Here is a 22152-nt window from a genome sequence, read left to right as displayed (position 1 = left end):
CCGGGTGGCGTTCGAGGTCAACGGCGACCGCCGTGAGCTGACGCTGGACAACCGCACCACCCTGCTCGACGCGCTGCGCGAGCACCTGGGTCTGACCGGGGCGAAGAAGGGCTGCGACCACGGCCAGTGCGGCTCCTGCACGGTGCTGCTGGACGGTCGCCGGGCGAAGAGCTGTCTCGTCTTCACGGTCACGGTGGACGGCCGGTCGGTGCTGACCGTCGAAGGGCTCGCCGGTCCGGACGACCTGTCCCCGTTGCAGGCCGCGTTCGTCGCACACGACGCGTTCCAGTGCGGCTACTGCACCCCGGGGCAGCTCTGCTCCGCCCGGGGCATGCTCGACGAGGTCGCCCGGGGATGGCCCAGCGCAGTCACCGACGACCTCGACTCGCCGCCCGAGCTGACCGACGCCGAGATCCGGGAGCGGATGGCCGGCAACCTCTGCCGCTGCGCCGCGTACCCGCACATCGTCGCCGCGATCCGTGAGACGGCGACCACGCCGTGAGGCCGTTCCGCTACCACCGGCCGGCCGACGTGGCCGACGCCGTCGCCGTGCTGGCCGGCGAGCCGCACGCGGCGTACCTGGGCGGCGGGACCAACCTGGTGGACCTCATGAAGCTCGGGGTGCAGCGGCCCGAGCTGCTGGTGGACGTGACCCGGCTGCCTCTGGACACGGTCGAGGAGCTGCCCGACGGTGGGCTGCGCATCGGCGCGACGGTGCGCAACAGCGACCTCGCCGCCCACCCGGCGGTTCGCCGCGACTACCCGGTGCTGGCCCGCGCCCTGCTCGCCGCCGCGTCCGGTCAGCTGCGCAACCTGGCCACCACCGGCGGCAACCTGTTGCAGCGCACCCGCTGCGTCTACTTCCAGGACACCGGCAAGGCGTGCAACAAGCGCGACCCGGGCAGCGGCTGCGCCGCCCTGCACGGGCAGAACCGCGACCTCGCCGTGCTGGACTGGTCCGAACAGTGCGTGGCCACCCACCCGTCGGACCTGGCGGTCGCCCTCGCCGCGCTGGACGCCGTGGTGGAGGTGCACGAGGCCGACGGTCCCCGCGACGTCCCGCTCGCCGCGCTGTACCGCTCCCCCGGCGCGCATCCGGAGCGGGAGACGACTCTGGCGCGTGGCGCGCTGATCACCGCCGTACGGCTGCCCGCGTTGCCGGCCGCGCGCCGTTCGGCGTACCTCAAGGTGCGCGACCGGGCGTCGTTCGCCTTCGCGGCCGGCTCGGTGGCCGCCGTCCTCGACCTCGACGGCGACGTGGTCCGCGACGTGCGCCTGGCGTACGGGGCGGTGGCGCACCGGCCGTGGCGGGCGTACCGGGCCGAGGAGGAGCTGCGGGGTCGACTGTTCAGCCCGGAGCTGGCGGCGCGGGCCGCCGACGCCGAGTTGACCGAGGCTCGGCCGCTGCGGCACAACGGCTTCAAGCTGCCCCTGACCCGGGCCATCACGGTGCGGGTGCTCAGCGAGTTGGCAGCCTCGTGAGCACGGGCGCGGTCGGTCGGGCGCATCCCCGGCTGGAGGGTCGGGAGAAGGTCACCGGCACGGCCCGGTACGCGGTGGAGTACCCGGTGGACGGCGTCACCTACGGCTGGGCGGTGCCGGCGGCCGTGGTCCGGGGCCGGATCACCCGCGTCGACACTGACGAGGCGCTGGCGTCGCCCGGCGTGCTTGCCGTACTGCACCACGGCAACGCGCCCCGGATCGCGCCGGGCCCGCAGCCGGAGCTGTGGTTGTTGCAGGAGCCGGCGGTGCACCATCGAGGGCAGTTCGTCGCGGTGGTGGTGGCCACCAGCCTGGAGGCGGCCCGCGAGGGTGCCCGACTGGTGCGCATCGACTACGACGCCGCGCCGCACAGCACCGTGCTCACCGACGACCACCCCGGCCTGTACCGGCCGGAGCACGTCAACCCCAGCTATCCGACGGACACGGCCGAGGGGGACTTCGACGCCGGGTACGCCGCCGCGCCGGTGCGGGTGGACGCCACCTACCGGACACCGGCGTACCACAACAATCCGATGGAGCCGCACGCCACGACGGCACGGTGGCACGACGGGCGGCTGCTGGTGCACGACTCGACCCAGGGCGCCGCGCCGGTGCAGACCACGCTGGCCGAGCTGTTCGGGCTGCCCCAGGAGTCCGTGCGGGTCATCGCCGAGCACGTCGGCGGCGGCTTCGGCAGCAAGGGCTCCGCCAAGGCGGCGGTGGTGCTCGCCGCGCTCGCCGCCCGGCACGTGGACCGCCCGGTCAAGCTGGCGCTGACCCGCCAGCAGCTGTTCGGGCCGATCGGCTACCGCACGCCCAGCATCCAACGGGTCCGCCTCGCCGCCGACACCGACGGTCGGCTCACCGCGGTCTGTCACGACGCGATCAGCCAGACCTCGACCGTCCGGGAGTTCGCCGAGCAGATCGCCGTCTACACCCGCAGCATGTACGCGGCGCCGCACCGACGCACCACCCACCGGCTGGTCCGCCTCGACGTGCCCACGCCGTTCTGGATGCGCGCCCCCGGCGAGTGCCCCGGCGCGTACGCCCTGGAGTCGGCGATGGACGAGCTGGCCATCGCCGTCGGCGTCGACCCGGTGGAGCTGCGGATCCGCAACGACGCCCAGGTCGACCCCGACCAGGGGGAGCCGTTCACCAGCCGCAATCTGGTGGCCTGCCTGCGCGAGGGGGCGCAGCGGTTCGGCTGGGCGCAGCGGGATCCCACGCCTCGGGCCCGGCGCGACGGGCGGTGGCTGATCGGCACCGGGGTGGCCGGGTCGAGCTACCCGGCCCGGGCGAGACCGTCCTCGGCGGCGGCCACCGCCCGGCCCGACGGCACCTTTCTGGTACGGATCGACGCCACCGACATCGGCACCGGCGCCAGGACGGCGCTCTGGCAGGTGGCCGCCGACGCGCTGGGGGTGCCGCCCGAGCGGGTCGAGATCCGCATCGGCGACAGCGACCTCCCGGTGGCTCCCGTGGCCGGGGGCTCGATGGGCACCGCCTCGTGGAGCTGGGCCGTGATCCGGGCCTGCGAGGCGTTGCGCGGGAAGCTGCGCGACGGTGCACCGCCGGGCACCGAGGTCAGCGCCGAGGCGGACACCACCGACGAGGTGGGCGGTCAGCCCGAGCGGCCCCGGTACGCGTACGGGGCGCAGTTCGTCGAGGTGCGGGTGGACGCGGACACCGGCGAGGTGCGGGTGAACCGGATGCTCGGGGTGTTCGCCGCCGGCCGGGTGGTGAACCCGACGACGGCGCGCAGTCAGCTGATCGGCGGCATGACGATGGGGCTGTCCATGGCGCTGCACGAGGAGGGCCTGCTCGACGAGCGCTACGGCGACTGGGTCAACCACGACCTGGCCACGTACCACATCACCGGCTGCGCGGACGTCGAGGCCATCGAGGCGTACTGGCTGGACGAGCGGGACGACGAGCTGAACCCGGCCGGGGTGAAGGGCGTCGGCGAGATCGGCATCGTCGGCACCGCGGCGGCGGTCGCCAACGCCGTCCACCACGCCACCGGCGTCCGCATCCGGGACCTGCCGATCCGGCTGGACAAGCTGGTCGGAGTTTCAGGCTTGGCTTAAATAAGCCGATGGTGATATAACTGTCGCCGTGCACGCCTTCGACGTGCTGGGCGATCCGGTCCGGCGCCGCATCCTGGAACTGCTCGCCGACGGCGAGCAGACCGCGGGCGCGGTCAGCGCGGTCATCCGCGAGGAGTTCGGCATCTCCCAGCCCGCCGTGTCACAGCACCTCAAAGTGTTGCGGGACAACGGCTTCGCCACCGTGCGGCCAGCGGGCGCCCGGCGGCTGTACGCGGTCGACCCACGCCCGTTGCGCGAGGTCGACGGCTGGTTGGAACACTTCCGCCGGTTCTGGGCGCCACCCCTGGCGGCACTCGCCACCGAGCTGGCCCGGGGCCGACGCGAACGTCGCCTGCGCGGGCCCGCCGACCCACCCGAGGAGAGGAACACCTGATGTTCGACGCGACCGAGCAGATCAACGCCGTCCAGCGGCAGGTCGGCAGCCGCACCCTGGCCGCAGGCGAGGCCCGGGTGACCACGATCAGCCAGACCTACCAGGCGACGGCCGAGGATCTGTGGGACGCCTGCACCAACGCCGAGCGCATCCCCCGCTGGTTCCTGCCGATCAGCGGCGACCTGCGGCTGCACGGCACGTACCAGCTCCAGGGCAACGCCCACGGCACCATCGAGAGCTGCGAGCCTCCGCACCGCTTCACCGCCACCTGGGAGATGGGCGGCGAGGTGAGCTGGATCGAGGTGCGGGTCACGCCGGTCGGCGACGAGCGGGCCCGCCTCGACCTGGACCACATCGCGCATGTCGACCAGGACCGGTGGGCACAGTTCGGGCCGGGCGCGGTCGGCGTCGGCTGGGACCTGGGCCTGCTCGGTCTTGCCACCTACCTCTCCGGCGGCGGCAGCGGCGTCCGGCCGGAGGACAGCGCCGAGTGGGTCGCCTCCGCCGAGGGACGACGCGCCATGGAGCTGAGCAGCCAGCTGTGGTGCGAGGCGAGCATCGCCGCCGGCACCGACGCCGACGAGGCCAAGGCCGCCGCCGAGCGCACCACCGCCTTCTACACCGGCGCCCCGCAAGCCTGAGCGGCTCCGACGACGGCGGCCGGCCGGCCTGCCGCCGTCGTCCGGCGCCTGACGTGAATCCGACTCATCGGTTGGATCAGCGGCCTCTCCTAGATCCGGTAGGGTCACGCAAAGCGTTGCTGTGCTGTCGCAACGTAGTTGCCCACTGGATCACCTGGGGGTGCTGTGATGAGCCGACGGTGGGCGATCCTGATCGGAGCCAACGCTTGCGGGTATGACGTCAACCTGCCCAGCCTGCGCTATGCCGAGGACGATGCGCGGGCGGTGCGGGCGGTGCTGTTGGACGAGCGGATCGGCACGTTCGACGACGGCGACGTCGACCTGTTCATTGGCAAGGGCGCTACCTGGCGGGAGATCAAGGCCCGGCTGCGCGAGCGGGTGCTGGAGTCGCGCCCCTCCGACGTGCTGCTGGTCTACTTCGCCGGCCACGCCCTCGTGCCCGAATGGGGCACGCAGTCCGACGCGTACCTGGTGACGGCGGACCTGGAGGCCGACGGCCTGCGCCGCGAGCCGGACAACGGACTGCGGATGGCGTTCCTCAAGCGGGACGTCTTCGAGGCGTTCGCCGGCACCTCGTTCCTGATCCTCGACTGCTGCCACGCGGGCGTCTACCTGGACTCGGAGCTGCGGCACACCGAGGCGATGCAGACGTACCGCACCCAGGTCGACCGGCACAGCGCCCTGCTGGCGTGCCCGAGCGGCGCCGCGGCCCGGGAGAGCGAGGAGCACCGGCAGGGTGTGCTCACCCACCAACTGCTGCGGGCGTTGCGCGGCGAGGCCGCCGACCCCAGCGGGAAAGTCTCCTTCGCGCAGATGGCCACCTTCGTCGCCGAGCAGGGCATCCACCCCGCACCCGGACAGCTCGTCCACATGTGGGGCCCGACCACCGTGCTCACCCAGCCGCCGGTGTCCCGCCACGAGCGGCAGTCATTGACGGCCCCGGTCAACTCCGGCACGATCCGGCCCTGCAAGAACCCACTCGACGACCTGTCCAGCTCGATCACCCAGCTGCTCGGTCGGGTGTTCCGCTCGCAGTCTCGTCCGCCGCGTTCCGCCCAACAGGCGGGGCACGCCGAACGGGTCGAGGTGATCCGGTACGCCCTGGAAGCGGATTCCGTCGCGGTGGTGGAATCCAGCCCCACGGGTATCGGCCAGGTCACCTCCACGGCCCGGTTCAACAAGGAGGAGTTGCGACCGCTGCTCGAACTGAGCGCCGCGGACACGACCCTGGTCCGCACCTCCTCCCCCGGGCATGTGGTGGCCGACGACGCCGGCCGACGGATTCTCTGCGTCCCCCTGTCCCAGAAGAACAGTCGGAACCTCACCCTCGCGGTGGTCGATCCCGCCCTCGCCGCACTGGACATGGGCGAGCCGTTGGCCACCATGCTGCGGGCCATCTGGAACTCCGATGTCCGCGACGACCCGGTGCACGCCGAGATGCAGGTGCTCACCGCCCTGCGCTCGGCCTACGGCCGGCTGCCGGTGGATCTGTACTCGCACGCCTTCAGCCTCTACCAGAAGCTGATCGAGTCACTGACCATGGTGTTCCAGCCGGTGATGTCGCTGGACCGGCGGCCCGCCGGGGTGGGCATCCACAGCTACGAGGCACTGGCGAGGCGGCTGGAGACCGACGTGCGCGCGCCGGTCGCGGCCCTTCAGATGGCGTACGCCTGGGGTGACCGCTTCGTCATCGAACGCGACGCGCTGCTGCTGGCCAAGGCGATCGACTCGTACGCCGAGGCGGACGTCGCGTCCGTCTTCGACGTCACCAAGCCGATCTCGGTCAACGTCGCGGTCCGCTCGCTGCTCAGCGACGCCTACATCGCCCAGGTGCGCACGGCGATCACGGAAGCGAACCTGGATCCGCGCACCGTCACGCTGGAGATCTCCGAGCAGGACCCGATCCAGCCCGATCCCGGCGAGGTATGGCCTCAGGAGCCGCTGACGTACTTCCATCGTCGGCTGACCAGCCTGGCCCGTGACCTGGAAATCAGCTTCGCGGTGGACGACTTCGGGGTCGGCTACTCGTCACTCGCCCGGATGGCGGAACTTCCGTTGACCCAGATCAAAGTGGACCGGGCCGTCCTTCACCACCCGCTGGCCGTCGAGGAACTGGACCTGGTGACCCGGGTCGCCCGCTACGCCAGCGACCTCGGACACGCGCCGAACCCACGCGCCGTCATCGTGGAGGGCTTCGACGAGCAGGCGCCGGTGACCCTCAAGCAGATCTACGACCTGCGGATCCGGCACGTACAGGGCTTCATCTGCGGGGAGACCGCGTCGACGTCCCTGCGTCCGCTCGGCCAGAGCGTCCGGGACCGGATCGCCGCGATGGTGAGGGGTGACGATGACTAGCGTTCGACTGTTGCTACCGCCCGAGGTCGTCGCCGAGCTGCGCCTGCCACACGAGGGCGTTCGGGACGCGGGCGCCCTGACCCTGGCCATCGAAGGAATCAGCGTCCTGGCGAATCTGGCCACGCTGGCCACCCTGCAACCACAGGCCGAGGCGCTGGTCTCGGCCATCCGAGGTTGGCGGCTGCGCGATCCCCGCCCGACGGTGACGCTGACCGCGCGCGGCCCGGGCCTGGACCTCACCATCGAGCTGCCGCGCAACGTGAGCCGGGCGCAGCTGCTCGACCAACTGCGCCCGTTGCTCGACCGGGACGACTGAGCCTCGGGCGGCGCGTCGATCCGATCGGGCCCGGGTAACGTGCTGCGTCATGACCGGCACGCCGTACTCGCACTGCTCCTACTGCGGCGCCGCGTACCCGACGGCGGCGGGATGGCCGCGGGTCTGCGCGGTCTGCGGCGAGACCGTCTGGCGCAACCCGCTGCCCGTCGCGGTGGCGGTGCTCCCGGTCCGCACCGCCGACGGGCTGGGTGTGGTGGTCGTCCGCCGGGACATCGAACCGGCCCGCGGGCTGCTCGCGCTGCCCGGCGGCTTCATCGAGTACGGCGAGGAGTGGTCCGACGCGCTCGTGCGTGAGCTGCGGGAGGAGACCGGGCTGGTCGCGGCGGCCGAGGATGCTCGGCTGCTCGCCGTGCGCGGCGCCCCGGCGGGCGGCACCATGATGGTCTTCGGGGTGCTGCCCGAGCGGGCCGTCGAGGACCTGCCGCCGTCGGCGCCCACGGAGGAGGCCACCGAGTGGCTGGTGCTCACCGACCCGGTCGAGCTGGCGTTCTCCACCCACACCCGGGTCCTCGCTGACTTCCTCACCCGCGACTACGCGGCCTGACGGCACGGCGGGCGGAATGGTCGGGGGTCAGTGGTTTGCGGGGTCGGTGGCGCCGGCCCGGTAGCCGCTGGCCTGCAACTCGAACAGCTCGCGGTAGAGGCCGCCGGCCGCCATCAACTCGTCGTGGTTGCCCTGCTGGACGAGGCGACCCCGGTCCATGACGAAGATCCGGTCGGCGTGCCGGACGTTGGCCAGCCGGTGGGTGATCAGGACGACCGCCCGGTCGGGCCGACGGCGCAGGTGCTGGAACAGGGCGTGTTCGGCGCGGGCATCCAGGGCGGCCGACGGCTCGTCGCAGATCAGCAGGGCGGCGTCGCGGTAGAGCCCGCGGGCGGCGACGAGCCGCTGCCACTGCCCGCCGGACAACTCGTGACCGTTCTTGAACTCCCGGTCGAGCAGGGTGTCGTAGCCGTGCGGCAGACCGACGATCATGTCGTGGGCGGCGGCCGCGGCGGCGGCCTCCTGCACGTCGGGGCCGGGTTGGTCGGGCGTACGGTCGTGCCGGCCCACGCGGATGTTCTGCCCCGCGGTGAACGGGAACTTCCAGTACTCCTGCGTCATCACGGCCACCTGAGCGCCGAGCGTCCGCGGATCCAGCTCGGCGGCGTCGACGCCGTCCCAGCGGATCGTCCCACCGGTCGGCTGGTAGAGCCCGGCGATCAACGTGGCCAGGGTGGTCTTGCCGGAGCCGTTCTCGCCGACCAGCGCGATCACCTCACCACGTCGGATCGTCAGGCTGACCCGGTCCACCGCAGGCGCGTCGGTGTCGGGGTAGCGCAGGCTCACCTCGTGCAGGTCGATCGTCTCGACGCCGTCGACCACCCGGTCGCCGCCGACGGGCACCCGGCCCTGCGCCCGGGTCAGGAAGTCCCGGTAGTCCTGGTAGTAGAGGGCGTCCTCGTACAGCGAGTTGGTGGCGACGACCGCGACGCCCAGGCTGGTCCGGGCGGACTGCAGGGCGAGCAGGGCGGTGGCCGCGGCGGCGAGGGCGACCATGCCGGCCAGCAGCAGGCCGCCGAGCACGGCGTACACCCCGAAGGTGGCCAGCCCCGCCACGCTGGCGCCGGCCACGCGGGTGCCGGTCTGCGAGCGCACCAGCCGCAGTTGGGCGCGGGTCTCGACGGCCATCACACCGCGGTACTCGGCGAGCAGGAAGTCGCGCATCTGGTAGGCGCGCACCTCGGCGGCGGTGTGCCGGTTGGCCATCAGGTGGGCGAGCATCCACATCCGACGGCGGCGGGTGATCCGGGCCAGCATCGCCAGGTACTCCCGGCGGGCCATCCGCACCGCCGTGATCGCCTGGGGCACGGCCGCGAGCAGCAGGCACGGCAGCAGCAGCGGCTGGATGACGGTGACCGCCACTGCGGTGGCGAGCATCCCGACCACGCCGGTGACCAGGTTGACGGTGTGGTCGACGATCCACGCCGCCTCGCCCATCCCCCGGTCGCGGACCCGGTCCATCTCCTCGGCGAACCCGGCGTCGTCGAACGCGGCCAGATCCACTGCGGTGGTGGCCTCGAACAGCCGCAGCTCCACCTGATAGTTGATCTGCGGGGTGAGCCGCGCCTGGGCCCAACCGGCCGCGATCGTCAGACCGCCGCGCGCCGAGACCGCCGCCGCGGCCACGACCAGCGCCGGCAGGGCGGAGCGCACCCGGTCCGGGGTGGGACCGGCGGCGAAGAGTTCCCGCAGCACGCTGGTCGTGGCGAGCAGGCCGAAGGTGGTCATCACCCCGGCGGCGACGTTCAGCCCGATGGAGGCGACCGTGTCCATGCGGTTGGTGGCCCACGCCAGCGCCACCGCCTCACGCACCAACCTCGGCAGGCGTCGGGCCACCGCCCAGAAACTGGTGTGCGCGAACGTGTTCGCGTGGTGCATCCACGCGGCGTCCTCCAGCTCCGGAAGCATGGAGCTGTCGTGAGGGTTGTCGATCGGCTGGTCGTCGTCGTGGGGCGCGGTGCGCGGGCGGGCCATCGAGTCCACGGACGCTCCTCGGGGGGCGGGAAGCACGAACGCCGCCCGAGACTACTGCCAGCGACCACCTGATGTCTTTAGGTAGTCGGCGCGTCGTACGGGTGTTTCACACAGTCGGCGCGACGTCCTCGGTGATCGGCAGCAGCACCCGGAACGTGGTGTTCCCGGGCTCGGTCTCCACCCGGATGTCACCGTGGTGCTTGTTGACCACGATCCGGTACGAGATGTCCAGCCCCAGACCCGTGCCGGCACCGACCGGCTTGGTGGTGAAGAACGGCTCGAAGATGCGCGGGCGTACCTCGGGCGGGATACCGGGACCGGTGTCAGTGATCTCCACCGCCAGCAGGTCGCCGACCCGGCCGGTGCGGACGGTCAGCACGCCCTTCTCCCCCATCGCGCCCAGCGCGTTGTCGATCAGGTTCGTCCACACCTGGTTCAGCTCGGCCGCGTACGCCGGGATCGGCGGGAGCGACCGGTCGTACTCGCGGACGAGCTTGACCTCGGCGGGGACCTTGCCCTTGAACATGACCAGCGTGGCGTCGAGCAGGTCGTGCACGTCCACCACGCGGTGCGGGGCGCGGTCCAACTGGGAGTACTGCTTGGCGGCACCCACCAGACCCGAGATCCGGGTCACCGCGTCGCCGATCTCGCGCATCAGCAGCTCGGTGTCGACGGTGTAGGAGAGCCACCGCACCGCCGCCTCCAGGTCCGCCGGGCCGACGGCCGCCTTCACCTGCCCGAGCCAGGCCGCGTCGAGACCCCCGCCGACCAGGATGGGCGCCAGGTCCCAGGCGCCGCCCACCCCGTGCTCCTCCAGCCAGTCGGTGAGGGTGTCCTCGGCGTCGGCGGTGGCCACCGGGCTCAGCTTCGGCGCGGTGGCCACCCGGGCCACCGCCTCCTCCTGCAACGCGACCAGCCCGTGCAGCGCGCGGCCGTCGAGCCGACCGTCGGCGATCATCGCGAGCTTGTGCCGCATCCCCGCGACCCGGTCGCGCAGCACCGACGTGGCCCGCACCGCCGCCGCAGCCGGATTGTTCAGCTCGTGCGTCAGCCCCGCCGAGAGCGAGCCGAGCGCCAACAGCCGCTCCCGCTCGCCGACGATGGTCTGGCTGTCCCGCATGCCGAAGAACAGCCCCTCCAGCAGGTGCATGGGCATCGGGAACCAGGACCGCAGGGCGTGCGCGAAGTCCTCCGCCGGCAGCACGAAGAAGTCGGAGTCGACCAGCGCCCGCAGACTGTTGCGGTAGGTCTGCTCGACCTGGTCGCCCAGGTACGCCTGGGTGGCGCCGCCGTACACGCCGGGCTGGTCGGTCCGGCTGACCTCGACGTCGTCGCCACGGACCTGACGGCTCAACGCCACCGCGCCGCGCAGCAGCACGAAGAAGCAGGTGGCGGCCTCACCCTCGCCGTAGACGAGGGTGCCGCCGGGACGCTGCTCCACCCGGCCGTGCTCGACCAGCCAGTCGAGCTGCTCGTCGTCGAGCGCCTCGAACAGGAACAGGGCACGCAGCTGCGCGGGCGTCAACCGCTCCGACGGGGTGGTCATGGCGTCTCCTTCGTTCGCGACTGCGGGGCTCGCAGACCCGGCTCACTCCTCGCGCTCACTGGGCCTCCAGGTAGCGGTGCACGAGCGAGACGGCCATCGCGCCCTCGCCGACGGCCGAGGCGACCCGCTTGACCGACTCGGCGCGGACGTCCCCGGCGGCGAACACCCCCGGCAGGCTGGTCTCCAGGTGGTACGGGTCGCGCGACAGCGACCACCTGGCCGGGCGCCGGCCACCGCTCAACAGGTCCGGGCCGGTGACGATGAAGCCGCGCCCGTCGCGGACGAGCACCCCGTCGAGCCAGTCCGTGCGGGGCTCGGCGCCGATGAAGATGAACAGCCAGGAGGTGTCGACCGAGCGGGCCTGCCCGGTGCGGGTGTCGCAGAGCGTGAGCTGTTGCAGGTGGTCCTGCCCGGTGGCGCCGACCACCGCCGTGTGCGGGTGCACGGTGATCCCGTCGATGCGTTCCAGCTGGTCGATCAGGTAACGCGACATCGACGCCGTGAGGTCCGCGCCGCGGATCAGCAGGTGGACGCGGGCGGCGTACCGGGAGAAGTGCACGGCGGCCTGGCCGGCCGAGTTGGCCCCGCCCACGATGTAGACGTCCTGGTCGACACAGCTGGGCGCCTCGGTGGCGGCGGCGCCGTAGAACACTCCCCGGCCGGTGAAGTCGGCCAGGCCGGGCGCGTCGAGCACCCGATAGGAGACCCCGGTGGCCAGCACCACGGTGTGCGCGGCGATCTCGCTGCCGTCGCCGAACCGCAGCAGCCGGGCCCCGCCGGCCTCGCTCAGGCCGACCACCTCCCGGGCGCTGAGCAGCTCGGCGCCGAACTTCACCGCCTGCCGTCGGGCCCGGTCGGTCAACTGCGCGCCGGAGACGCCGTCCGGGAAGCCCAGGTAGTTCTCGATCCGGCTGCTCTGCCCGGCCTGCCCGCCGGTCGCCCGCCGCTCCACGAGGACGGTGCGCAGCCCCTCCGACGCGCCGTACACGGCCGAGCCCAGGCCGGCCGGACCGCCGCCGATCACCACGAGGTCGTAGAAGTCGGACGCCGGCACCACGGTCAGCCCGGCCAACGCGGCCAACTCGGCCTCGTTGGGGGCCACCAGGGCCTTGCCCTCGGCGGTCACCACCAGGGGTACGTCCGCCTCGGTGGCCCCGGCCGCGTCGAGCAGGCGGGCGCCCTCCGGATCGTCGGACAACAGCCAGCGGTACGGCACGAGGTTGCGGGCCAGGAAGTCGCGGACCTTGAACGACGGCGCCGACCAGCGGTGCCCGACGACCCGGATCTCGACGCTCGTCGCGTCCGGGGTGACGGACCACGCCTCCAGCAGGCCGTCGACCACCGGGTACAGCTTCTCCTCCGGCGGGTGCCAGGGCTTGAGCAGGTAGTGGTCCAGGTCGACCACGTTGATCGCCTGGATCGCCGCGTCGGTGTCGGCGTACGCGGTGAGCAGCACCCGGCGCGCGGCGGGGAAGATGTCCATCGCGGCTTCGAGGAACTCGACGCCGGTCATCTCCGGCATCCGGTGGTCGGCCAGCAGCAGCGCGACCTGCTCGCCGCGCAGCTTGACCTCCCGCAGCGCGTCCAGCGCCTCCGGCCCGGAGGCGGCGCGCAGCACCCGGTAACGGTCGCCGTAGTGGCGCCGGATGTCCCGGGCCACCGCCCGGGACACCGCGGGATCGTCGTCGACGGTCAGGATCACCGGGTTTGCCATGGCGCCAATAGAACCACCCCGGCGGGCCCGGTCGCACCACCGCGCGGGCACCGACGCATGCGTGACCCGGCCCGGGACGGGTAAGCGGGACCGCCGCGGGAGGTGTGCGACCGCCGACCCGCCGGCGGTCGCACACCTCGGGGGGCCCATGACGGACGCGTCGCCGACCGACCCGACGACGTCGGGTCGAGTAGTGGAGCTGCGGGTGCACGGCGTCTCCGGGGCGGGCGCCGACCAGGTCCTCAACCGGCCGCACGTGCACCAGGTCGCCGGAGACCGCAGCGGCGGGTTCTTCCGCCCCCGCCCGGGCTACCCGGACTCGACCGGCACGGACGGGGTGACGCTGGAGGCGTACCGCTGGAGCGACCTGCCGTCCGGCACGGCCGTACGGACGCTGTCGCTGGTGTTCCTGTTGCCGTTCATGCTCTGCAACGTGGCGCTCTGGATGCGCCCGGCGAGCCTCTCGGGGAAACACGTCATCGTCGCGCTGTGCCGGGTGCTCGCGCTCACCCTCACGATGCTCTACGTGCTCTCCATCGTCGGGATGGCGCTGGACCTCGTCGCCTGGCGCTGCATGGACTCCCCGACCTGCACGGCCGGCCGGAGCTGGCTGTCCTGGCTCGGCGAGCGTCCGCCCGGGGTACGGCTGGGTGTGTTGGCCCTGGCGCCGGTCGCCGCCATCGGGATCGTGTGGTGGCTCGGCGCGCGGCCGAGCCACTCGTACGACGCCTTTCGCACCGGCGCGACCGAGGAGACCTCCGTCCAGCAGTTGAGCGCGGTCGGCCAGTGGGACGGGACCCCGGTGGTGGGACGGCTGCGCTCGGTGCACGTCGCGGCCGCGTTCGCCACGCTGGACGTCAGCCTGCTGGCCGCCTGGGACAGCCAGAACGAGTCGACGGTGTGGGCGGCGCTGGCGGTGGCGACCGGGGCCGTGCTGCTCGCCTGCGTGGTCCTGCTGACGAGGGTGCGGGGCATGGACCGGCCCAGCCCGGTGCCCCGGCTGGAGGCGGTCACGCGAGGGCTGCGCACGATCGCCTGCGGCCTGACGATCCTGGTGATCGCGTACACCCTGACCAGCCGCGCGTCGTGGCCGCAGAGCAGGATGCTGCCCGGGTACAGCGCCACGGTGGCCTGGTTGTTCGTCAGCCAGACCGTCCTGCTGGTGATCCTCGCAGCGGTGGTGATCTGGGCGCGCGGCAGCGGGCGACGCGCCGGCGGACAGCGGCTCCCCCGGCTGCGCGCGCTGGGCGCTCCGGTCTTCGTCACAGTCGGCGCCGGGCTCGCGGTGGCGTTCTCCGCCGAGTTGGTCTATCGGGTGGCCGACGTGTTGGACCGCAACAGCGGGTACCGGGAACGGTTCGCGTTCGGCCCGCCGCTGGCGTACAAGTGGGCGATCGTCGGGTTTTTCCTCGCAGTGCTGGCCGCGCTGCTGGTGGGCGTGGTGGTCACCGTGGCGACCCGTCCCAGCCGGTGGCGGGCGGCGCGGGCGATCGTGGCCGCCGACTTCCCGCACGCCCCGCCGGAGGCGGCGGCGCGGCTGCGCCGGGTCGAGCAGGCGGTGGCGCGGGCCCGTTTCACCGAACGGCTGGAACCCCTCGCCGTGGTCTACGCCGGGTCCGCCGCGCTCGGACTGGCCACCAGCCTGCTCGGTCTGCTCCAGCTCTATCCCGGGGACGTGTTCGAGCAGTACGTCGGCGTGCCCGACAGCCTCGTCAACTTCCTCATCGGGGCGGGCAGCTACGCGATCGGCGCGATCCTGGTCGGGCTCGTGATCGGCGGCATCTTCGCGTACCGGACAGCCGGGTTCCGTAGGTACGTGGGCGTCCTGTGGGATCTGGGCACCTTCTGGCCCCGGGCGGCGCACCCCTTCGCGCCGCCCTGCTACGCCGAACGGGCGGTGCCGGAGCTGACGAAGCGGATCACCTACCTCGTGGACCAGGGCGAGGGGGTGCTGCTGGCGGGGCACAGCCACGGCTCGGTGCTGCTCGCGGCCACCCTGCTGCAACTGCCGCCGCGGGTCACCGACCGGGTCGCCCTGCTCACCTACCTGTCGCCGCTGAACCGGTTGTACTCGCGACTGTTCCCCGCCTACGTCGACGAGTCGACGCTGCGCGAGATCGGCGAGCGCGTCGGCTGGCGCTGGGTGAACCTGTGGCGCGACACCGACCCGATCGGTGGGTGGATGTTCGCTCCACACCGGCCCGGGGACAGCGCGACGCTGGCCGGGCCGGAGGCGGCGGTGGACCGCCGGTTGAAGGACCCGCAGGGCGTGGTGCCCCCGCCCAGCGACAGCGTGCCGCCGCCGATCCTGGGCCACTCGCCGTGCGAGTCGCAGGACGAGTTCACGCAGGCGGTGCGAGAGCTGGCCGCGCGGCTGCGCGCCCAGCTCCGGACGACCGACTGAGGGGACGGCCGGATATCGTCGCCGGGTGAGCCCGTCCAAGCAGCCCGAGCGCCGACTGATCGCCTCGAACAAGAAGGCCCGGCACGAGTACACCGTGCTGCGCACGTACGAGGCGGGCATCGTGCTGGTCGGCACCGAGGTGAAGTCGCTGCGCGAGGGACGGGCGTCGCTGGTGGACGCGTTCGCGCACGAACGCGACGGCGAGATCGTGCTGTACGGGCTGCACATCGCCGAGTACAGCTACGGCACGTGGACCAACCACGCGCCGCGCCGCAACCGCAAGCTGCTGCTGCACCGCTCCGAGATCGGCCGGATCCTGGAGAAGGTTCGCGAGGGCGGGGTGACGCTGGTGCCGTTGTCGATGTACTTCGACAACGGCTGGGCCAAGGTCGAGCTGGCCCTGGCCAAGGGCAAGCGCGCGTACGACAAGCGGCAGACCCTCGCCGAACGCGACGCCAACCGCGAGATCGCCCGGGAGCTGGGCCGACACCTCAAGGGCCACCCCCGCCGCCACTGACCGGCTGCGCAATACCGCCACGTCGCCGACCTGGCGGATAGCAGATGCTGGCGTATCGAGCGGCAAAGCCATGCGAATGCGGGCGGCATGGGGTCTATACCCTCGCGGATGCGGCCCGCTAGGGTGAGGCGGTGACGACGTTCCGGATCGGCGCGGCGGCCGAACTGCTCGGCGTCAGCGCCGACACGATCCGCCGCTGGGTGGACGCCGGGCGGCTGCCCGCCGGGCGTGACGAGCACGACCACCGGATCATTGACGGCGTCGACCTCGCGGCGTTCGCCCGCGCGCAGGCCGCCGACCCGGACGCGGGCGCCGAATTCTCCTCGGCCCGCAACCGGTTGCGCGGCATCGTCGTCGACGTCCGCAAGGACACGGTGATGGCCCAGGTCGACATCCAGGCTGGCCCCTTCCGGGTCGTGTCGCTGATGAGCCGGGAGGCCGTCGACGACCTCGACCTGAGGGTCGGTTCGGTCGCCGTCGCCGTCATCAAGTCGACCACCGTGGTGGTGGAGCGCGCCGCGCCCACCACCCCGGCCGGAGCAAGGGCGGTCGGATGAGTCGTCGGACCAGATTCGTCGCGGTGGCGCTGGCGGTGACCGTGCTGGCGACGGCCGGCTGCGACCGCGCCGGCGACCCGGGCGACGCCCGGGACGGTCGGGCATCGGGCACGGTGATCGTGTTCGCCGCCGCCTCGCTGACCGAGTCGTTCACCCGGATCGCCAGGGACTTCGAGGCCGCCAACCCGGGCGTCACCGTCACCCTCAACCTGGCCGGCAGCTCCGCCCTGGCCAACCAGATCACCCAGGGCGCTCCGGCGGACGTCTTCGCGTCGGCCGCGCCGAAGAACATGGCGACCGTGACCGAGGCCGGCGACGCCGAGGGCACGCCGCTCGTCTTCGCCCGCAACCAACTGGTGATCGCGGTGCCCAGCGGCAACCCCAAGGGCGTGACCGGTCTCGCCGACCTGACCCGCCCAGGAGTGAAGGTGGCGCTCTGCGCCGAGCAGGTGCCCTGCGGCGCGGCGGCGCGTACCGCCCTGACCGCGGCGGGTGTCGCGCTGACCCCCGTCACCCTGGAACAGGACGTCAAGGGAGCGCTGGCGAAGGTCAAGCTCGGCGAGGTCGACGCGGCCCTCGTCTACCGTACGGACGCCCGCGCCGCGAGCAGCGACGTGACCGGTGTCGAGTTTCCCGAGTCGACGCGGGCGATCAACGACTATCCGATCGTCGCGCTGAAGGACGCGCCGAATCCGGCCGGCGCGCGGGCCTTCGTCGCGTACGTCCGCTCGACGCCGGCACAGACGGTCCTCGCCGCGGCCGGCTTCCAGGCGCCATGAGACGGGCCTTCCCCGCACCGTGAGGCGGACCTTTCCCAGCGGCGGGCGACAGACCCTTCCCGGCAGCGCGAGGCGGCTTCCCGACGCCGCGCCGCGCCGACGGGGGCGGGTGCCGGCGGCGCTGCTGATCCCGGCGGGGCTGGGGCTGCTCTTCCTCGTCCTGCCGCTGGCCGGGCTGGTGGTCCGGGCGCCGTGGACGACGCTGCCGCAACGGCTCACCGCGCCGGGGGCGCTGACGGCACTGCGGCTGTCGGTGCAGACGGCGACCCTGGCCACCCTGTTCTGCCTGCTGCTCGGGGTGCCGCTGGCCTGGCTGCTGGCCCGGGTCGAGTTTCCCGGCCGCCGGCTGGTCCGCGCCCTGGTCACCGTGCCACTGGTGCTGCCACCGGTCGTCGGCGGCGTGGCGCTGCTGCTGGTCTTCGGCCGGCGCGGGCTGCTCGGCGGCTGGCTCGACGCCACGTTCGGCGTCACCCTGCCGTTCACGACCGCGGGCGTGGTGCTGGCCGAGGCGTTCGTCGCCATGCCGTTCCTCGTCATCGCCGTCGAGGGTGCGCTGCGCGCCGCCGACCACCGCTACGAGGAGGCCGCCGCGACGCTCGGCGCCGGGCGGTGGACCACCTTCACCCACGTCACGCTGCCCCTGGTGGCACCGGGTCTGGCCGCCGGCGCGGTGCTGTGCTGGGCGCGGGCGCTCGGCGAGTTCGGCGCCACCATCACCTTCGCCGGCAACTATCCCGGGCGTACGCAGACCATGCCGCTGGCCGTCTACCTGGCGTTGGAGACCGACCTGGAGTCCGCGATCGTGCTCAGCCTGGTGCTGCTGATCGTCTCGGTGGGCATCCTGGCCGCGCTGCGCGACCGCTGGCTGGCCAGCCCGTGACCGCGCCGCTGCACGACGAGGCCGGAAACCCGCTGCTCGACGCCCGGCTCGTCGTCGACCGGGGCGCCTTCCGGTTGGACGTGCCGCTGCGGGTCGCGTCGGGCGAGGTCGTAGCGCTGCTCGGGCCGAACGGCGCCGGCAAGACCACCGCGTTGCGCGCGCTGGCCGGGCTGCACCCGCTCACGGCCGGGCACGTCACCCTCGGCGGCGTCGACCTGGATCGGCCGGCGAGCCGGGGCTGGGTGCCCACCGAACGCCGGCCGATCGGCGTGGTCTTCCAGGACTACCTGCTCTTTCCGCACCTCAACGCGCTGGACAACGTGGCCTTCGGGCCGCGCCGGCACGGCGTCGACCGGCGGGCGGCGCGGGCCACCGCCCGGGACTGGCTCGACCGGGTGGGCCTGGCCGGCCAGGCGCACCGCCGGCCCCGGCAGCTCTCCGGCGGGCAGGCGCAGCGGGTGGCGCTGGCCCGCGCGCTGGCCGTCGGGCCGTCGCTGCTGCTGCTCGACGAGCCGCTCGCCGCCCTGGACGCCCGCACCCGCCTGGACACCCGCGCGGAGCTGCACCGCCACCTGGCCGCGCACCCGGGCGCCACGGTGCTGGTCACCCACGATCCGCTGGACGCGTTGGCGCTGGCCGACCGCCTGGTCATCGTCGAGGGTGGGCGCGTGGTGCAGGAGGGCGACGGCCCGAGCGTCACCGCCCGCCCGCGCACCGACTACGTGGCCCGCCTGGTCGGGTTGAACCTCTATCGGGGCCGGGCGGAGGGCCACGCGGTACGTGTCGCGCCGGAGCTGACCCTCAGCGTGGCCGACCGGCTCGACGGGGACGCGTTCGTCGCGTTCCGCCCGGCGGCGGTGGCCCTGCACCCGGCCCGGCCGGACGGCAGCCCCCGCAATACCTGGGCGGGCACCGTGGTCGGCGTGCAGCGCCACGGCGACAACGTCCGCGTGCAGGTGGACGGGCCGATCGGCGTGGCCGCCGACGTCACGCCGGCCGCTGCGGCGTACCTGCGGCTGATCCCCGGCCAGCGGGTCTGGGTCGCGGTCAAGGCGACCGAGACCAACGCCTACCCGGCCACGACCTGACGCCTGCGCGACGCCGGGGCCGGCGACGGCCCCTCGACGAGCGGCGGTCAGTCGGTGAGCAGGTCGGCGTGCGCGGCGCGCAGCCGGGACAGTCCCGGGTCGCTGCCCGGGACGACGCGGCGGTCCAGCTCGGCCCACACCTCGGCCAGCGCCGCGCGGACCGCCCCCAGCTCGGCGGCGTGCCGCTGGCTGCTGCGACGGTGCTGCTCGTCGAGGCGGCGGGCCCAACCGGCGGTGACCGCGGCGAGCCGGTCGGCGTCGGCGCGGGCCTGCGCGCCACTGCGGGCGGCGGCGGCGGGAACGATCGCGGCGACCGGGCGGGGATCGCCGTCGCGGGTGACGACGGTGACGGCGTCGGTCAGCTCGGCCAGCGCGACGAGCTGACTGAACCGGGTGCGCGCCTCACGCAGCGGCACGGAACGCGGCGGGTCGGAATGCGGGGTGAGCGCGGGGACGGCCATGAATGCATGGTGCCGCCCGGGTACGACAGGAATTCGCCGTCGTCAGTGGACGGTGGGCGGTGACGGTGTGGGCCGGGCCAGCCACTCGTCGGCCAGCACCGACCAGACCTCGAGGTCGATGCGCCCGCGCGGGCTCGGGTAGAGCTGGCGCAGGGTGCCGTCGTGGCGCAGGCCGAGCCGGCGGGCCAGGGCGATGCTGCGGGTGTTGGCCGCGTCGGTGCGCCACTCGACCCGCTGGATGCCGCGCTCGCGGACCGCCCAGTCGATGATCCGGCGGATCGCGGGGGCCATCATGCCCCGGCCCTGCGCCGCCGGCTCCAGCCAGCAGCCGACCTCGCAGACGCCGAGCGTGACGTCGAACGACACGAACATGACCCCACCGACCAGGGTGCCGCGCCACCACAGCCCCCAGATGCCGCCGCTGTCGCTGGCCCAGCGGTCGGCGTAGCGCTGCAACACCGCGCGGGCCGACGGCAGGTCGGTGGCGACGAAGGACGGCGACACCCAGGGCCGGATGTGCTCGCGCGACCGGTCGAGGTTGGCGAGGAACTCCTCGGCCCGCCAGGGTTCCAGCGGGCGCAGCTCGACCTCGTCGGTCAGCGGCAGGGCGAACACCGGACCTCCCCCGAAGTTGGCGACGACGGGTAGCAGCTTTGCACAAGCCGGCTGAATCCTCAGACCGGCAGGTGCGTCCGCAGGGCGGCGAACTGGGCCACGGTCAGGTACGAGGGGTTGGCCGCCTGCGGCTGGCGGAACACCTCCAGGGCGGCGAGCCGGTCGTCGGCGCGCAACGCCTGCCGGGGCACCCGGTCCCGCTCGGGGAGGATGGGCAGCTCCAGGGGCACCGACCAGGGTCGCCCCGGTGGCGCGGGCTCGGCCACCCCGGTGACCCGTCCGATGCCCCACACCCCGTACGGCAGGCGAGCGCGGCTGCCGCTGGCCCAGAACACCACCGGCTGCCCGGCGCGCATCAACCGGGCCCGGTAGCCAGGGCGTACGCACCAGTTCGTCACCAGCGGCTCGCGGGCGAACCGGGCGGTGAGGTCGACGGCGTCCGCGTTGCCCTTGATCAGCCAGGCGCCGAGATCGTCGAGGCGCACCCGTGGCTCGGTCATCGCCTCATCCTGCCCCGACCGGCGGCCACCCAATCAGATGATCATGTGGGTCCAGTAGGTGAGCCAGAGCACGAACAGCGCACCCTGCACCACGGCGAGGGCCGCCGTCAGCCACACGTCGACACCGGCGCGACGGGCCCAGCGGGCCAGCACCAGGGCCACCGGGAACACGGCCAGCAGGTAGCGCAGCAGGCTCTTGTAGACCGGCGGGCCCATCGACAGCGGCACCAGCACCATGAGCACGCCGTAGACCAGATACGGCAGCTCCCGGCGACGGAACCCGGCGACCAGCACGGCCAGCACGGCCATGGCGAAGAGGACCCGTCCGGCGTCGCGCGGCTCTCCGGCCAGAGCGTCCACCACCACCGGCAGCGGGTTCTGCACCCTGATCCCCCAGCCGACCTGTTGGGCGTGCTGGTAGGCGAACCAGTCCCCGCCGCGCCACCGGCAGAACGCCATGAAGGTGAACCATCCGGCGGGCAGCAGCAGCAACGGCCAGCCGATCCGCAGGTACCCGAGCAGGGCGCGTGGGCCGAGCCGCCAGTCGTGCTGGCGCAGCAGCACCAGCGCCAGCGGCAACGCGACGAGCAGCCCGACCGACCGGCTCATCGCCAGGAAGTAGCCGAGCACGCCGACCAGCAGCCACCGACGTCGCTCGGCGTAGTAGAACGCGGCGAGCGCGAGGCACACGAACAGCGACTCGGTCAGCGCGGCCTGGAACAGGAAGGCCGTCGGCAGCAGCACCAGGTAGCGGGTGAACCGACGGGCCGCGTCCGCGTCGCCGAGCAGCAGCTCGGCCAGCCGGTAGCCGTACGCGAGGGCCCCGAGGAACGCGACGTTGCTGATCAGCAGCAGGGCCAGCGCGTTGTCGCCGCCGAGCAGCGCGCCGACCGGCCGGGCGAGGAAGGGGTAGAGCAGCGGGAAGCCGAAGTCCCCCCACGGCCGCCCGGTCAGCGGCAGCTCGCTCAGCCGCAGGTAGAGCAGCGCGTCCCAGGCGAACCAGAAGGAGATCCACCGGTGGCCGGAGACCTCCCGCTGCTGCGCCCACATCATCGCCTCGTCCGGCGGCGGCGCGCCCGGAATGCCGTCCCAGGCGTGCAGGACCAGCAGGCCGAGCAGGGTCAGCAGCAGCTTCGCGCCGATAAAGAGCCCGATGAGGTACGGCCAGGGCGCCGGCACGCGGCGGGCCAGCCGCGCGCCCGCTCCGGCCAGCCGGACCGCCCACGCCGTCGCGTGCCGCCGGCCGCTTCGCCACCGGTGCATCCGCCCCGCTCCCC

General features: G+C 73.2%; 21 protein-coding genes. 14 read left to right on the top strand and 7 right to left on the bottom strand.

Annotated features, from left to right (window positions below; translation table 11 throughout):
• The first annotated feature begins 4 nt into the window (after window positions 1–4).
• The 8 genes from ACFYPR_RS22140 (at window position 5) to ACFYPR_RS22105 (ending at window position 7840) form a co-directional block, all read left to right on the top strand.
• Window positions 5–502, top strand: a complete 498-nt coding sequence (locus tag ACFYPR_RS22140) for a 2Fe-2S iron-sulfur cluster-binding protein (protein ID WP_354862173.1) — start codon at window positions 5–7, stop codon at window positions 500–502.
• Complete coding sequence (locus ACFYPR_RS22135) at window positions 499–1482, top strand: xanthine dehydrogenase family protein subunit M (RefSeq protein ID WP_355065162.1); 984 nt, start codon at window positions 499–501, stop codon at window positions 1480–1482. The genes ACFYPR_RS22140 and ACFYPR_RS22135 overlap by 4 nt, the downstream gene beginning before the upstream one ends.
• Window positions 1479–3569 carry a xanthine dehydrogenase family protein molybdopterin-binding subunit gene (locus ACFYPR_RS22130; RefSeq protein ID WP_387262143.1) on the top strand — a complete coding sequence of 697 codons (2091 nt, stop codon included), beginning with the start codon at window positions 1479–1481 and terminating at the stop codon, window positions 3567–3569. Before ACFYPR_RS22135 ends, ACFYPR_RS22130 begins: the two co-directional genes overlap by 4 nt.
• Window positions 3570–3597: 28 nt before the next feature.
• Entirely contained in the window at window positions 3598–3963 is a 366-nt protein-coding gene (locus tag ACFYPR_RS22125; protein ID WP_354862161.1) for a metalloregulator ArsR/SmtB family transcription factor, read from the top strand.
• Window positions 3963–4604, top strand: a complete 642-nt coding sequence (locus ACFYPR_RS22120; RefSeq protein ID WP_354862163.1) for an SRPBCC family protein — start codon at window positions 3963–3965, stop codon at window positions 4602–4604. Before ACFYPR_RS22125 ends, ACFYPR_RS22120 begins: the two co-directional genes overlap by 1 nt.
• 168 nt (window positions 4605–4772) lie before the next feature.
• Entirely contained in the window at window positions 4773–6959 is a 2187-nt protein-coding gene (locus ACFYPR_RS22115; protein ID WP_387262141.1) for an EAL domain-containing protein, read from the top strand.
• Entirely contained in the window at window positions 6952–7275 is a 324-nt protein-coding gene (locus tag ACFYPR_RS22110) for a hypothetical protein (protein WP_354862166.1), read from the top strand. The genes ACFYPR_RS22115 and ACFYPR_RS22110 overlap by 8 nt, the downstream gene beginning before the upstream one ends.
• Window positions 7276–7324: 49 nt before the next feature.
• The gene (locus ACFYPR_RS22105) at window positions 7325–7840 is read left to right on the top strand and encodes an NUDIX domain-containing protein (protein ID WP_363939023.1); all 516 of its coding nucleotides are present in this window, start codon (window positions 7325–7327) and stop codon (window positions 7838–7840) included.
• 27 nt (window positions 7841–7867) lie between these two features.
• Here ACFYPR_RS22105 and ACFYPR_RS22100 read toward each other — a convergent pair whose 3' ends face one another.
• From ACFYPR_RS22100 to ACFYPR_RS22090, 3 genes are all read right to left on the bottom strand, one after another.
• Window positions 7868–9814, bottom strand: coding sequence for an ABC transporter ATP-binding protein (locus ACFYPR_RS22100; protein WP_387262459.1), 1947 nt, complete (start codon window positions 9812–9814; stop codon window positions 7868–7870).
• Between the two features lie 106 nt (window positions 9815–9920).
• On the bottom strand, window positions 9921–11360 hold the full coding sequence (locus tag ACFYPR_RS22095) for an ATP-binding protein (protein WP_387262138.1): 1440 nt from the start codon (window positions 11358–11360) through the stop codon (window positions 9921–9923).
• A gap of 55 nt (window positions 11361–11415) precedes the next feature.
• Window positions 11416–13074: an FAD-dependent oxidoreductase gene (locus tag ACFYPR_RS22090; protein ID WP_387262136.1), complete on the bottom strand. Its 1659-nt coding sequence runs from the start codon at window positions 13072–13074 to the stop codon at window positions 11416–11418.
• Between the two features lie 148 nt (window positions 13075–13222).
• On the opposite strand from ACFYPR_RS22090, the gene ACFYPR_RS22085 reads away from it, so the two are divergent.
• The 6 genes from ACFYPR_RS22085 (at window position 13223) to ACFYPR_RS22060 (ending at window position 19299) form a co-directional block, all read left to right on the top strand.
• On the top strand, window positions 13223–15478 hold the full coding sequence (locus ACFYPR_RS22085; RefSeq protein WP_387262133.1) for a hypothetical protein: 2256 nt from the start codon (window positions 13223–13225) through the stop codon (window positions 15476–15478).
• 25 nt (window positions 15479–15503) lie between these two features.
• Entirely contained in the window at window positions 15504–15995 is a 492-nt protein-coding gene (gene smpB / locus ACFYPR_RS22080; protein ID WP_354856048.1) for an SsrA-binding protein SmpB, read from the top strand.
• 131 nt (window positions 15996–16126) lie between these two features.
• Entirely contained in the window at window positions 16127–16552 is a 426-nt protein-coding gene (locus tag ACFYPR_RS22075; RefSeq protein ID WP_354856049.1) for a TOBE domain-containing protein, read from the top strand.
• A complete protein-coding gene (gene modA / locus ACFYPR_RS22070; RefSeq protein WP_387262130.1) occupies window positions 16549–17331 on the top strand; it encodes a molybdate ABC transporter substrate-binding protein in 783 nt (260 codons plus the stop codon). Before ACFYPR_RS22075 ends, modA begins: the two co-directional genes overlap by 4 nt.
• Before the next feature lie 19 nt (window positions 17332–17350).
• Window positions 17351–18211: an ABC transporter permease gene (locus ACFYPR_RS22065; protein WP_387179502.1), complete on the top strand. Its 861-nt coding sequence runs from the start codon at window positions 17351–17353 to the stop codon at window positions 18209–18211.
• The gene (locus tag ACFYPR_RS22060; protein ID WP_355065141.1) at window positions 18208–19299 is read left to right on the top strand and encodes an ABC transporter ATP-binding protein; all 1092 of its coding nucleotides are present in this window, start codon (window positions 18208–18210) and stop codon (window positions 19297–19299) included. The genes ACFYPR_RS22065 and ACFYPR_RS22060 overlap by 4 nt, the downstream gene beginning before the upstream one ends.
• Before the next feature lie 47 nt (window positions 19300–19346).
• On the opposite strand, the gene ACFYPR_RS22055 is transcribed toward ACFYPR_RS22060, so the two are convergent.
• Genes ACFYPR_RS22055 through ACFYPR_RS22040 form a run of 4 tightly spaced genes read right to left on the bottom strand, consistent with a single transcriptional unit; the run spans window position 19347 to window position 22138 of the window.
• A complete protein-coding gene (locus ACFYPR_RS22055) occupies window positions 19347–19760 on the bottom strand; it encodes a type II toxin-antitoxin system Phd/YefM family antitoxin (RefSeq protein WP_355065139.1) in 414 nt (137 codons plus the stop codon).
• Window positions 19761–19802: 42 nt separating this feature from the next.
• Window positions 19803–20375 (bottom strand): GNAT family protein, encoded by a 573-nt coding sequence (locus ACFYPR_RS22050; protein WP_354856054.1) that lies wholly within the window; start codon window positions 20373–20375, stop codon window positions 19803–19805.
• A 59-nt stretch (window positions 20376–20434) separates the two neighbouring features.
• Window positions 20435–20875: a hypothetical protein gene (locus ACFYPR_RS22045; protein WP_354856055.1), complete on the bottom strand. Its 441-nt coding sequence runs from the start codon at window positions 20873–20875 to the stop codon at window positions 20435–20437.
• 33 nt (window positions 20876–20908) lie between these two features.
• Entirely contained in the window at window positions 20909–22138 is a 1230-nt protein-coding gene (locus ACFYPR_RS22040; RefSeq protein ID WP_387262127.1) for a hypothetical protein, read from the bottom strand.
• Between the last annotated feature and the right edge of the window lie 14 nt (window positions 22139–22152).

Source organism: Micromonospora sp. NPDC005254 (genome assembly GCF_042872525.1).
GTDB lineage: Bacteria > Actinomycetota > Actinomycetes > Mycobacteriales > Micromonosporaceae > Micromonospora.
Note: the sequence above shows the minus strand (reverse complement) of the source record. Positions and strands in the feature narration are given on the sequence as shown.